9 protein-coding genes are annotated in these 12,807 nt (G+C 72.6%); 4 read left to right on the top strand and 5 right to left on the bottom strand.

The features are described from left to right. Positions 1-220: 220 nt before the first annotated feature. A complete protein-coding gene (gene hemB, locus BUE44_RS29025) occupies positions 221-1,204 on the top strand; it encodes a porphobilinogen synthase (protein WP_073501982.1) in 984 nt (327 codons plus the stop codon). 23 nt (positions 1,205-1,227) lie between these two features. Here the strand turns inward: hemB and BUE44_RS29020 are convergent, their stop codons facing one another. Together BUE44_RS29020 and argS are read right to left on the bottom strand one after the other, a co-directional pair. Continuing rightward, complete coding sequence (locus BUE44_RS29020; protein ID WP_073501981.1) at positions 1,228-2,448, bottom strand: PP2C family protein-serine/threonine phosphatase; 1,221 nt, start codon at positions 2,446-2,448, stop codon at positions 1,228-1,230. Between the two features lie 154 nt (positions 2,449-2,602). After that, entirely contained in the window at positions 2,603-4,387 is a 1,785-nt protein-coding gene (gene argS / locus BUE44_RS29015; RefSeq protein WP_073501980.1) for an arginine--tRNA ligase, read from the bottom strand. Positions 4,388-4,627: 240 nt separating this feature from the next. On the opposite strand from argS, the gene lysS reads away from it, so the two are divergent. Both lysS and BUE44_RS29005 read left to right on the top strand, forming a co-directional pair. Continuing rightward, positions 4,628-6,352, top strand: a complete 1,725-nt coding sequence (gene lysS, locus BUE44_RS29010; RefSeq protein WP_073501979.1) for a lysine--tRNA ligase — start codon at positions 4,628-4,630, stop codon at positions 6,350-6,352. A 236-nt stretch (positions 6,353-6,588) separates the two neighbouring features. After that, the gene (locus BUE44_RS29005; protein ID WP_073501978.1) at positions 6,589-7,848 is read left to right on the top strand and encodes a hypothetical protein; all 1,260 of its coding nucleotides are present in this window, start codon (positions 6,589-6,591) and stop codon (positions 7,846-7,848) included. 19 nt (positions 7,849-7,867) lie between these two features. Here the strand turns inward: BUE44_RS29005 and BUE44_RS29000 are convergent, their stop codons facing one another. The 3 genes from BUE44_RS29000 to BUE44_RS28990 all read right to left on the bottom strand — a co-directional run bounded on the left by BUE44_RS29000 (position 7,868) and on the right by BUE44_RS28990 (position 11,289). Beyond that, positions 7,868-9,418, bottom strand: coding sequence for a DUF2637 domain-containing protein (locus BUE44_RS29000; RefSeq protein ID WP_073501977.1), 1,551 nt, complete (start codon positions 9,416-9,418; stop codon positions 7,868-7,870). Between the two features lie 229 nt (positions 9,419-9,647). Further along, the gene (locus BUE44_RS37640; protein WP_073501976.1) at positions 9,648-10,358 is read right to left on the bottom strand and encodes a hypothetical protein; all 711 of its coding nucleotides are present in this window, start codon (positions 10,356-10,358) and stop codon (positions 9,648-9,650) included. Positions 10,359-10,482: 124 nt separating this feature from the next. Further along, entirely contained in the window at positions 10,483-11,289 is an 807-nt protein-coding gene (locus BUE44_RS28990) for a hypothetical protein (RefSeq protein ID WP_235002556.1), read from the bottom strand. Positions 11,290-11,539: 250 nt separating this feature from the next. Here BUE44_RS28990 and BUE44_RS28985 point away from each other — a divergent pair, with 250 nt between their 5' ends. Beyond that, on the top strand, positions 11,540-12,796 hold the full coding sequence (locus BUE44_RS28985; RefSeq protein WP_073501975.1) for an RtcB family protein: 1,257 nt from the start codon (positions 11,540-11,542) through the stop codon (positions 12,794-12,796). Positions 12,797-12,807: the final 11 nt, after the last annotated feature.

Raw genomic sequence — 12,807 nt, 5'->3', positions numbered from 1 at the left:
AGGGGCTGTTCGGTCCTCCCCCAGAGCTGCGCCTGGGGGTACGCCCACGCGCCCCTGGGGTGGTGGCGGTCGGTCGCCACGCGACGGTGGGTGGCCGGTTGCGCGCGCCGTTCTCCCCCAGAGCTTCGCCTGGGGGTACCCCCACGCGCCCCCGGGGGCACCGTCTGGCGCCGACGCAGCGTCGGGAAGAGCATGCGCGCCGCAGGCGTACCGTGGAGAAATGGTGAGCTATGGCGAGTTTCCCGGTGCGCGGCCGCGGCGGCTGCGCACCAGCCCGGCGATGCGGCGCCTGGTCGCAGAAACCCGGCTCGATCCAGCCGAATTGATTCTGCCGGCCTTCGTGCGTGAGGGCATCAGCGAGCCGCAGGCGATCTCCTCGATGCCGGGGGTCTATCAGCACACCCGGGACACCCTGCGCAAAGCGGCCGCCGAGGCCGCATCTGCCGGGGTGGGCGGGATCATGCTGTTCGGCGTGCCCGAGGTGAAGGACGCGATCGGCAGCCAGGGCACGGAGCCGGACGGCATCCTGCAACTGGCGATCAGGGACGTGGTCGCGGAGGTCGGCGACGACCTGGTCGTGATGTCCGACCTGTGCCTGGACGAGTACACCGACCACGGCCACTGCGGCGTCCTGGACGCCGAGGGCCGCGTCGACAACGACGCCACCCTCGAACGCTACGCGGAGATGGCCCAGGTCCAGGCGGACGCCGGCGTCCACGTGGTCGGTCCGTCCGGGATGATGGACGGCCAGGTCGGCGTCGTCCGCGACGCGCTGGACGAGATCGGCCGGCAGGACGTGGCGATCCTGGCCTACACCGCGAAGTACGCCTCCGCCTTCTACGGCCCCTTCCGCGAGGCCGTGAACTCCTCGCTGAAGGGCGACCGGAAGACGTACCAGCAGGACCCGGCGAATTTCCGCGAGTCGATGCGCGAGCTGGCGCTCGACCTCGCCGAAGGCGCCGACATGGTGATGGTCAAGCCCGCGCTGCCGTATCTGGACGTGCTGCGCAAGGTCGCCGACACGGTGGACGTGCCGGTGGCGGCGTACCAGATCTCCGGTGAGTACGCGATGGTCGAGGCCGCCGCCGCGAACGGCTGGATCGACCGGGACCGCACCATCATGGAGACGCTCACCTCGATCCGCCGCGCCGGCGCGAACATGATCCTCACGTACTGGGCGACCGAGGTCGCTCAGCGCCTGTAGGCGCTCCTGCCAGGGTTGCGGCCTCAGAGCCGCAGGACGACCAGCGCGGTGTCGTCGGTGGCGCCGGTCGGCGGGGACAGCTCGCTGAGCAGCAGGTCGGCGAGGGCCTCCGGGTCGTACAGCGGGTAGCGGTGCAGGGTGGCGGCCAGCCGGGCCAGGCCGACGTCGATGTCCTCGTGGCGGCGCTCGATCAGGCCGTCGGTGTAGAGGACCAGGGTGGAGCCGACGGTGAAGCCGACGGTGGCCTGCGGTCCTGGCTGGTGCTGCGGCCGGGCGCCGAGCGGCGGGTCGGTGGCCTGGTCGAGGAATTCCACCGTGCCGTCGGGGCGCAGCAGCGCGGCCGGCGGGTGCCCCGCGTTGCTGTACGTGAGGGTGCGGCTGGGCCAGTCGATGAAGGCGTTGACCACGGTGCTGGACTCGGCGCCCTCCACTGACCTGGCGTAGAGCCCCAGGACGTTGAGCGCTTCCGCAGGGCCCGCGGTGGTCCGGCTGGCGGCGCTCAGCGCGCTTCTGAGCTGACCCATCACGCAGGCGGCGGCAAGGCCGTGGCCGACGACGTCGCCCACGGCGACCGCGATGCGGTCACCGGGCAGGTCCACCAGGTCGTACCAGTCACCGCACACGTTCAGCGCGCTGATCGCCGGCTGGTAGCGCACGGCCGCCCGGTGGCCGACGGGGCGGGGCGCCGGCAGCAGCGCCGCCTGCAAGGTGAGCGCGACCTCCCGCTCCCTGGCGTGCGCGGCGCGCATCTGCTCGTTGATCTCCTGCAGCTCGCGGGCCCGCATGTACAGCTCGGCCTGCAGCTTGCTGTCGTCGCCGCTCCCGTCCTTGGTCTGCATGAAGGCGGTGACCTCCTCGACCCGGTGGGCGATCAGTACGACCTCGCCGGCACTGTCGAGGATCGGCGTGTTGATCGTGCTCCAGTAGCGCTCCTCGTACGTGCCGGGGCGGTCCCGCCGCTCGACGTCGTAGCGCTGGAGGGCGAGGCTGTCGCGCTCGCCGGTGGCGAGCACATGCAGCAGGGAGGCCCCGAGGCTGGTCGGGCCGTTCGCGGTCTGCGCCCGCTCCGGGCTGTCGGGGAAGGCGTCGAAGATGTACACGCCGAGGAGGTCGGCCAGCGAGCAGTCCGCCAGGTGCAGATAGGTCTCGTTCGCGTCGATGTAGCGCAGCTCCGGGTCCAGCAGTGCGATACCTGCGGGCAGCCTGTTGTAGACCGCCCGGTAGTCGATCGCCGGATCCGTCACGTACCTGCCCGCCCGTCCGCCGCCTGCCCGTCTCGGTGCCGCCCCTGCCGTACCCACCATCGCACCACACATGGCGGCGCCCCGCCCGCCGGAGAGCGCGGGGCGGGGCGGTCGCGGGCGGGTCAGGGGCGGGCGAGGCGGCCCGGCGGCGGGGTCAGAGCCGCTCGGGGGTGCGGATGCCGAGCAGCGTCAGGCCCTGCCGCAGGGTGCGGGCGGTCAGGTCGCACAGGAACAGCCGGTTCTCCACCTGGTCCTGGCCGCCGCCGGCGGTGAGCACCGGGCACTGCTCGTAGAAGGTGGTGAACAGCGACGCGAGCTGGAAGAGATACGAGGCCAGCCGGTGCGGTTCGTAGACCTCGGCCACCTCGGCGAGGGTGTCGCCGAACGCGTCGAGGTGCAGCCCGAGCGCCCGCTCGGCCGGCTCCAGTGCCAGCTCCGGGTGCGCCGCGGCCCGCTGCTCCTGCCCCGCCTTGCGGAAGATGGACCGGGTCCGGGCGTACGCGTACTGGATGTAGACGCTGGTGTCGCCGTTGAGCGACACCATCCGGTCGAGGTCGAAGACGTAGTCGCGGCCGAGCGAGGTCGACAGGTCGGCGTATTTCACCGCGCCGATGCCGACCTGCGTGCCGTTCGCCGTGATCTCCTCGTCGGTCAGGCCGATCTTCTCGCCCTTCTCCCGCACCACCGCCGTGGCCCGCTGCACCGCCTCGTCCAGCAGGTCCTCCAGCTTGACGCTCTCGCCGGACCGGGTCTTGAACGGCTTGCCGTCCTTGCCGAGCAGTGTGCCGAACGGCAGGTGCCTGGCGGTCACCTGCTCGGTCAGCCAGCCGGCCCGCCTGGCGGTCTCGAAGACCATGCGGAAGTGCAGCGACTGCCGCACGTCCACCACGTAGAGCAGGGTGTCGGCGTGCAGGTCACCGGTCCTGTTGCGGATCGCGGACAGGTCGGTCGCCGCGTAGCCGAAGCCTCCGTCGGTCTTGCGGACGATCAGCGGGACCGGCTCGCCGTCCTTGCCCTTGATGTCGTCGAAGAACACGCACAGCGCCCCGTTGGACCACACCGCGACGCCGGACTTCTCCAGCAGGTCGCAGGTCTCCACCAGCATGTCGTTGTAACCGGACTCGCCGACGATGTCCTCGTCGCGGATCTGGATGTCCAGCTTGCTGTAGACCGAGTCGAAGTAGATCTTCGACTCGTCCACGAACCGCTGCCACAGCGCGACGGTCCGGGGGTCGCCGGCCTGGAGGTCCACCACCCGGCGCCTGGCCCGCTCCTTGAACTCCTCGTCGGACTTGAACAGCGCGCCCGACGCCTTGTAGAGCCGGTCGAGCCGGGACATCGAGGCCTCGCCGGCCTCGCCCTCGTCCTCGCTGTGGTCGAGCTGGTGCGGGTGCTCGATCAGATACTGCACGAGCATGCCGAACTGGGTGCCCCAGTCGCCGATGTGGTGCCTGCGGACGACCTGCTCGCCGCCGAACTCCAGGATCCGCACGATCGCGTCGCCGATCACCGAGGACCGCAGGTGGCCGACGTGCATCTCCTTGGCCACATTGGGCTGCGCGTAATCCACCACGGTGGTGCCCGGGTGCTCGCTCAAGGGCACGCCGAGCCGGTCGTCGGCGGCCCGGGCGGCGAGATTCCGGGTGATGGCGGCGTCCGACACCGTGATGTTGAGGAAGCCGGGGCCGGACACCTCGACGGCCGCGATCGTGTCGTCCGCGCCGCCGCCCGCGGGCAGCGCGGCGACGACCTCGGCCGCGAGCGCCTGCGGGTTGGTCTTCTGCCGCTTGGCCAGGCCCAGCACCCCGTTGGCCTGGAAGTCCGCCCGGTCGCTGCGTCGCAGCAGCGGGTCGGCGTCGACGGCCGACGGCACGGCCGCCGCGAGGGCGGCCGAGACACGCTGCTGGAGCGAAGCGGAAAGGGAAGCGACCGAGGCCATGGAGGTGCCGTTTCTTGTGTCGGGGTCGTGGGCTCGCCACGCGTGGTCACCCCACGCGTGGCGAGTCCCAGTCTCCCATGCGTGCCGGTATTGGCGAGCGAGTTGTCCACAGGGACGGGAGGGAGGCCGGGGGGAGGACCGGGGTTATCCACAGGGTGGCCCGGCGGGGGGCGCGGTTCTGGGAGACTGGAGCGGTCGGGGCGCCTCAGGGGCTGTCCCGCGGACCAGGAAGGAAGAGCCGTGGCTGGCAGCACCGAGACCGACTGGGTCTCCCGTTTCGCGGACGACGTCATCGCCGAGTCGGAGCGCCGCGCACCCGGGAAACCTGTTGTCGTCGCGTCCGGGCTGAGCCCCTCAGGGCCGATCCACCTGGGCAATCTCCGCGAGGTGATGACCCCGCACCTGGTCGGCGACGAGATCAGGCGGCGCGGCCACGAGGTGCGGCACCTGATCTCCTGGGACGACTACGACCGCTATCGCAAGGTGCCGAACGGCGTGGAGGGCGTCGACGCGTCCTGGGCCGAGCACATCGGCAAGCCGCTGACCTCGGTGCCCGCCCCCGCCGGGTCCCCGCACCCGAACTGGGCGGAGCACTTCAAGGCCCAGATGTCGGCGTCGCTGGCCGAGCTGGGCGTCACCTATGACGGCATCAGCCAGACCGCGCAATATACGGCGGGCGCCTACCGCGAGCAGATCCTGCACGCCATGCGGCACCGCGCCGACATCGACGCGATCCTGGCGCAGTACCGCACGAAGAAGGCCCCGCCCAAGCAGTCCCAGAAGCCGGTGGACGACGCCGAGCTGGCCGCCGAGGAGGGCTCGGGCGCGGCCGAGGAGGACGACGGCAGCGGCAGCGGCGCCGGGTATTTCCCGTACAAGCCCTACTGCGGGCAGTGTGGCAAGGACCTCACCACCGTCACCGCCTACGACGACGAGACGACCGAGCTGACGTACACGTGCGCGTGCGGGCACGGCGAGACGGTGCGGCTGAGCGAGTTCAACCGCGGCAAGCTGGTCTGGAAGGTCGACTGGCCGATGCGCTGGGCCTACGAGGGCGTCGTCTTCGAGCCGTCCGGCGTGGACCACTCCTCGCCCGGGTCGTCCTTCCAGGTCGGCGGGCAGATCGTCGGCCCGATCTTCGGCGGCGAGCAGCCGATCGGGCCGATGTACGCCTTCGTCGGTATCTCCGGCATGGCGAAGATGTCCTCGTCCAAGGGCGGGGTTCCGGTGCCGGCCGACGCGCTGCGGATCATGGAGCCGCAGATCCTGCGCTGGCTCTACGCCCGCCGCCGCCCCAACCAGTCCTTCAAGATCGCCTTCGACCAGGAGATCCAGCGGCTCTACGACGAGTGGGACGCGCTGACCCGCAAGGTCGAGGAGGGCTCCGCACTGCCCGGCGACCTCGCCGCGTACGCCCGCGCGGCCGGCACCGCCGCCGGGGAGCTGCCGCGTACGCCCAGGCCGCTGCCTTACCGGACGCTGGCCTCGGTCGCCGACATCACCGCCGGCGCGGAGCAGCAGACGCTGCGGATCCTCTCGGAGCTTGAGCCCGACCGGCCGCTGGCCTCGCTGGACGAGGTGCGGCCGCGGCTGGACCGGGCCGAGGCGTGGATCTCCAGCCAGGTGCCCGCCGAGCAGCGGACCGTGGTGCGGGCCGAGCCCGACGCGGCCCGGCTCGCCGGGCTGGCGGACGGCGAGCGGGGCGCGCTGAAGCTGCTGGTCGACGGGCTGGACTCGCACTGGTCGCTGGACGGCCTGACGACGCTGGTCTACGCGGTGCCGAAGGTGCAGGCCGGGTTGGCGCCCGACGCCAAGCCGACCCCTGAGCTGAAGGTCGCCCAGCGGTCGTTCTTCGCACTGCTCTACGAGCTGCTGGTCGGCCGCGACACCGGCCCCCGGCTGCCGACGCTGCTGCTCGCGGTCGGCCAGGACCGGGCGCGGTCGCTGCTGGGCGCGCAGAGCTGAACCGAAGGCACCCGGGGCCGGGCCCCGGGTGCCCGGCTGTTCCGGGTGCCGGATTCCGGGTGCCCGGCACCAATGCCCGGTCCGGGCGCTGGGCGCCGGATTTTGGGGCGTCCGGTCACCCGGGGTCGGCGGGCGGGCCGTCAGGGTGAGAAAGCGCGGCGCGGGCGTCGGGTCGTGGCGGCGGTGGGATTCATAGGCTCCCCGCTCGCTGTCAGACCCGATGGGAGCCCCGCCGTATGCCCCGCCTCGCCGCGCGTCTCGCCGCGTCCCTCACCACCGCCGCCGTCCTGGCGGTCCCGGCCGTCCTCGCGCCCGCTCCCGCGTCCGCCGCGGTCGTGCACCAGCGGGTCACCGCGGGCGACCTCGGGCCGCAGGGCCCCTGGCTGCGGCTGCAGGACGACCCGTCCAACGCGGGCCGCCCCGCTGGCGTGCAGGAGGTCTCGCCCTTCGCCGACCCGGTCCGCTTCAACGGCAGCCTGCACCTGTCGGTCGCCGGTGCCGCCCAGGCCCAGCAGGCCCAGGCCGCCCACTACTTCAACCGGGTGGCCCCATTCCGCGCCATCGGCGGGAACCCGCTGTCGTACGACCTGTACGTCCGCGGCTGGACGTCCACCCCGAGCGCCGTCGCGGGCGGCGCGAACCCCCAGCTGCCCGCCTTCTGCCGCGGCGCCTTCACCACCCTCAGCTTCCAGCCGCAGTTGGCCACCGACGCGCAGGGCCGCACCGGCGCCGTCGCCGACACCTGGCGGCACTTCGACGCGGGCGGCGCCGCGCTGTGGCGCACCTCGCGGGCGATCGGTTCCTTCGCGGCCGGCAGCGACCACCCCCTCAGCGACTACGCGACCACCTGCGACGCCGCGGGCGACGGCGCGATCGGCGTGATCGCCAACGTCGGCCGGCTCGGTGACCCGGGCGCGTCCCTGGACACCTACGTCGACAACCTCACCGTGAACGGCACCGTCTACGACTTCACCGTCGCCAGGACCGCGACCGGCCGTATCGACGTCGCCGCGACCGGCACCTCCACCGCGCCCGGCGTCGCGAGCACCGGTGCCGGCGTGGCGAACACGCCCGGCGTGCTCGCCCCCGGCACCAAGGGCGCCACACCCGGCGGCGGCGGGGGCGGCGGCAACGGCTCGACGTGCTCGCTGGAGGGCGTGATCACCTTCAGCAGCCCGTCCGGCGGCCCGTACTACAGCTCCGTCGGCACCCGCCTGGTGCTGTCCCGCAGGGGCGGCCTGGCCCCCGCCGACGTCACGGTGACCGCCAACGGCGACCCGGTGACGCTCACCGAGGGCCCGGGCGGCACCCTCGCCGCCACCGTCACCCCGTCCACCACCGTCGACCTCGGCCCCGGCGGCACGTATCGCACGCCCTTCGCGCTCACCTGCGCCCGGGCCGCCGCCGGCCGGCTGTCGGTGACCGCGGAGCTGCTCGCGCAGGGCTACGAACCGCTCCAGCAGACGGGCGTCACCGCCACGGCCGGCCGCGCCTAGCCGCGCTAAGGGATGCGCTCTACGGGATGTGCTCGGTGTCCGCCTCGGACTGGAAGCGGTAGCGCATGTCGCGGATGGACGCGATGAGGTGGCGCTCCTCGGGGGCGGTGCCGCCGTAGACGTGGGGCAGGTAGCGGGCGAACTGCCGGGCGTTGGGGAAGTGGCCCTGCTCGCGGACGTACTGGCGGTAGGCGGCGAAGTAGGCCTCCTCCACCGAGATGCCGTCGGGGATGTCGAGCCCGGGTCCGGGCGCGGGCTCGGGCTCGGCCGCCGCCTCGACCGCCGGCTCGGATTCCCGCACCGGCGGCGCCTGCTGGACCTGCGCCTGCTGGACCTGGGCCTGGACCTGCGCCTGCGCCGGGAAGTCCTCGGCGCGCGGGCCCGGGATCGTACGGGCGTGGGTGCCGTTGACGCCGTTCGCACCGTTGGCGCCGTTCACGGCCGCGGCGCCGCCCAGCGGGCGGGTGCGGTTGGGTCCTGCCGGGACCCGTATCTGCCCCACCGGCTCCGGCACGGGCTCAGGCTCGGCGATCACGTCCGGCTGCTGCTGGTCGTACTGCTGCTGCTCGTACTGCTGCTGCTCCTGGAGGTAGCCCTGCTGGGCCGCGAACCAGGGGCTGTTGTGCGGGGCGCCCTGCCACTGCTGCATCTGCTGCTGGTCGTAGGCGTACCTGGGGTCGTAGCGCGGGTCGTACCTGGGGTCGAAGTGCGGGTCGTAGCGCGGGTCGTACGGGTGCCCGTAGACCTGCTCGGCGTACAGCGGCTCCGGCACGTCCACCGGCTCCGCGGGCAGCGCCGCCGCCGGGGCGGCCTCGGGCGCCGGCTCCGCGGCCGGTGCGGGCGCGGCGGCGGCCACCGTCAACTCCCTGGCCGGCTCGTGCGGTTCGATGCCCGCGGCGGCGAGGCCGGCCTCGGCGGTCTCGGTCAGCGGCACGCCGTAGCGGGCCAGCCGCAGCGGCATGATCGCCTCGACCGGGGCCTTGCGGCGCCACGCGACGCCGTAACGCGCCCGCAGCCTGGCCCGGTAGACCAGCCGGTCCTGCTCGCGCCTGATGACCTCCTCGTACGACCGCAGCTCCCACAGCTTCATCCGCCGCCACAACCGGAAGGTCGGGAACGGCGCGAGCAGCCAGCGGGTGAAGCGGACGCCCTCCATGTGCTTGTCGGCGGTGATGTCCGCGACCCGGCCGATCGCGTGCCGCGCGGCCTCCACCGACACCACGAAGAGCACCGGGATGATCGCGTGCATGCCCACGCCCAGCGGGTCGGGCCAGGCCGCGGCGCCGTTGAAGGCGATCGTCGCGGCGGTCAGCAGCCACGCCGTCTGCCGCAGCAGCGGGAAGGGGATGCGCAACCAGGTCAGCAGCAGGTCCAGCGCCAGCAGGACGACGATGCCCGCGTCGACGCCGATCGGGAAGACGTTCGCGAACCAGCCGAAGCCCTTGTGCAGGGCGAGGGTGCGCACCGCGGCGTAGGAACCGGCGAAGCCGATCCCGGCGATCACCACGGCGCCGGCGACGACCACCCCGACCAATATCCGGTGTGTCCGGGTCAAACGTATCGCGGCCACCCGCGACCCCTCCTGCCGCTCGGCAACTGGCCGGGCCCACACTGCCATACGGCAGGGACGCTCCGGCGGCACCTCCGGCGGACAAACGTACGGATTGCCGACGGATTACGGACGGGCGGGGCAGCCTTTGTTACGCGTTCGCCGCCGCGGACCCGTTTCCGGCCGCCGTACGCGGTGCCTGCTCCGGTCTTCCCACGGGTTCTCCGGCCCTCCCGCGGGCGGCCGGGCGTCAGCTGTTGGCGCCGACGATCGCCGTGACGACGTCCTTGGCGGCCCGCTCGGCGCCGGCCCGCACCACGGTCGCGGTCGGGTTCTTCTTGCCTTCGAGCCCGGCGCCGTTGTACTCGACGATCACCACGACATTGGCGGCCCGGGCCACGAGGGTGTCGTTCTGCGACGTCACCTTCGCCACGGTGGCCCTCTCCGTGACCGAACTGGCCTGGTCGCCGAGGTGCGCCACGGCCGACGTGGCGGCGCCCGGCGCCTTGCCGAGCAGGGCGACCTGGTCGGTGAAGCGGTCCTTGGCCTGCTGCTCGGCCGACGCGGTCGCGCTGGAGGTGAACCGCTGCACGGTCACCGACAGCCAGCGGTACTGGAAGCCGTCGGAGCCGTTGCCCGTCCACGAGCAGCCCGCGCGGGTCGAGGCGTCGTCGGTCAGCGCCGGGGTGCCGCCCGGATGCTTCGCCTTCGGGACCAGCGCGGTGACAGTCGTCGCGCCGACCGTCGCGCAGCCGCCGGGAAGGCTGGCGTACTTCGCCGGGGCGAGCGCCGGGGTCGTCGGCGTGGCGCTGCCCGTGGTGCCCTTCGAGGCGTCGGAGCCGCCGGAGCCCGAGCCGCCGCCCGAGGAGCAGCCGGCGAGCAGCATCGCGGGGACCGCCACGGCGCAGGCGAGCAGCAGGGCCGCAGGCCGCGGTGCGGTGCGTCGTCGTCGTCGTTCCATGGGTCCCAGTCCTCGTGTGTCTGGCGGCGTGGATGGCTGCCGTCCGGCTTCGCGGACGCCCGGCGCGGGCCGGTCGGCCCTCCACCCTAAGGGGTCCGCCGGGGGAGGCCGTGCCGGGCGCCGCTCAGCGCTCGACCCTGCGCTCCAGCTGCGCGGCCACTGTCTCGGCGCCCCCTTGCAGGTCAGCGCTCTGCGGCGGCGTGCCGTCCGCGGGCGAGGACTGCGCGTAGTGGATGCTCACGACGACGTTCGCGGTCCGGAAGACCAGCGTCACATCGCGGCGGGCCGTGCCTTTTCGGGTCGAGGCCACGTCGTTGATGAATGCGGCGTTCCCCACGTCCGGCAGCCGCCGCGGCGACAGGTCCTGGCTGCCGCCGGGCGAGCCGGTCGGCGACGCGCTGCCGGTGCTGTTCGTCGGGGTGGCCGGCGTGGTCGGCGTCGTACCGGGCAGCGGCGCCGCGGGGATCGACGCGGCCACCGCCAGGTCGTCGAAGTCCGACTTCGCCTCGACCTCGTCGCTCACCGCCGGGTCGTAGGAGACGACCCGCTCCATGTCTATCGTCAGGGTGCGGCTGCTGCCGTCCGGGGTCTTCGCCTGCCAGCCGCAGCCGACCCGGCGGCCGGTGTCGTACGTCAGCGACTCCCGCCCGGAGTAGTCCGGGGCCCCGGGCACCAGCGCCTTGAGCGTGTCGAGGTCGACCGCGACGCACGGCTGCGGCAGCGTCTTGTACTTGCCCGGGGGCACCGGGGACACGGTGCTCCGGTCGGGCAGCTGCGCGGACTTGCCGCCGTTCGTCGCGGTGTCGGAGGCGCCGCCCGTACAGGCGCTGAGCGTGCCGAGCCCGCCGACCGCGAGCACCAGCACCAGCGCCGGTGCGCCGAGCGCGACCCTCGACCGCGTTGACCGCGCTGGGCGGAGCCCTTGCCTCACGTGCCGCCTCTCGATCGGAAGACGCCAGGATCGCGGCGGATTCGACCGGACTGCGTACGCCGGTGCACCCGCTGCGGTAATTCCTTGGCGCGCATGAGCGAACCCTGGACACAATGTCTACCGCACGCCTTACCGAAACCGCCGGCTGGGGTGGGTTTATCGGGCGACGCGTTCCCTTTCCCGGCGAATCAGGCAATTGGGCCGGTTCGCCTTATTCCACACACTGATGGTCGATGTCCGGGGGACAGCCATGTCGTACACCGAAGTGCCCGGGGTCCGGGTACCGATCCGCATGTGGACCGACCCGTCCACCGTCGACAGCGGCGCGATGCAGCAGCTGCGCAACGTCTCGACGCTGCCCTGGATCAAGGGCCTCGCCGTGATGCCCGACGTCCACTACGGCAAGGGCGCCACCGTCGGCTCCGTCATCGCCATGCACGGCGCCGTCTGCCCGGCCGCGGTCGGCGTCGACATCGGCTGCGGCATGAGCGCGGTGAAGACCTCGCTGACCGCGAACGACCTGCCGGGCGACCTGTCCCGGCTGCGCGCCAGGATCGAACAGGCCATCCCGGTCGGCCGCGGCCTGCACCGCGAACCGGTGGCCCCGGGCGATGTGCACGGCATGCCGACCGCCGGCTGGGACGACTTCTGGGCCCGTTTCGACGGGCTGGCGCAGGCGGTGCACTTCCGCGCGGAGCGGGCGGCCCAGCAGATCGGCACGCTGGGGTCGGGAAACCATTTCATCGAGGTATGTCTCGACGAGTCCGGGGACGTCTGGCTGATGCTGCACTCCGGGTCGCGGAACATCGGCAAGGAACTGGCCGAATTCCACATCGGCCAGGCGCAGAAGCTCCCGCACAACCAGGGCCTGGTCGACCGCGACCTCGCGGCCTTCATCGCGGACACCCCGCAGATGGCCGCATACCGCAACGACCTGTTCTGGGCGCAGGAATACGCCAAGCGCAACCGCGCCCTGATGATGGGCCTGCTCCAGAACGTGGTCCGCAAGGAGTTCGCGAAGGCCCGGGTCACCTTCGACCAGGTCGTCTCCTGCCGGCAGCAGGACGCCGAAGGCCGGACGGCCACCGTCGACTACCGCCCCGGTGTCATCAGTTGCCACCACAACTACGTCAGCGAGGAGCGGTACGAGGGGATGGACCTGCTGGTGACCCGCAAGGGTGCCATCAGCGCGGGCTCCGGGGAGTGGGGGATCATCCCCGGTTCGATGGGGACCGAGTCCTACATCGTCCGCGGCCTGGGCAATGCGGCGTCCTTCAACTCGGCGTCGCACGGCGCGGGCCGGCGGATGAGCCGCAGCGCCGCCAAGCGCGCGTACTCGACGCGGGACCTGGAGGAGCAGACGCGGGGTGTGGAGTGCCGCAAGGACTCCGGCGTGGTCGACGAGATCCCGGGCGCGTACAAGCCGATCGGCAAGGTGATCGAGCAGCAGGAGGACCTGGTGCAGGTGGTCGCGAAGCTGAAGCAGGTCGTCTGCGTGAAGGGTTGACGGGCTGCCCT

The sequence above is a fragment of the Actinacidiphila paucisporea genome (assembly GCF_900142575.1).
Classification (GTDB): domain Bacteria; phylum Actinomycetota; class Actinomycetes; order Streptomycetales; family Streptomycetaceae; genus Actinacidiphila; species Actinacidiphila paucisporea.
This window is presented reverse-complemented; position numbering and strand designations above follow the sequence as displayed.

Excerpts from the sequence above, each read along its gene's own strand:
- BUE44_RS37640 (WP_073501976.1), bottom strand. The coding sequence starts at position 10,358 with ATGGAACGACGACGACGACGCACCGCACCGCGGCCTGCGGCCCTGCTG.
- hemB (WP_073501982.1), top strand. The coding sequence starts at position 221 with ATGGTGAGCTATGGCGAGTTTCCCGGTGCGCGGCCGCGGCGGCTGCGC.
- BUE44_RS29005 (WP_073501978.1), top strand. The coding sequence starts at position 6,589 with ATGCCCCGCCTCGCCGCGCGTCTCGCCGCGTCCCTCACCACCGCCGCC.
- argS (WP_073501980.1), bottom strand. The coding sequence starts at position 4,387 with ATGGCCTCGGTCGCTTCCCTTTCCGCTTCGCTCCAGCAGCGTGTCTCG.
- BUE44_RS28985 (WP_073501975.1), top strand. The coding sequence starts at position 11,540 with ATGTCGTACACCGAAGTGCCCGGGGTCCGGGTACCGATCCGCATGTGG.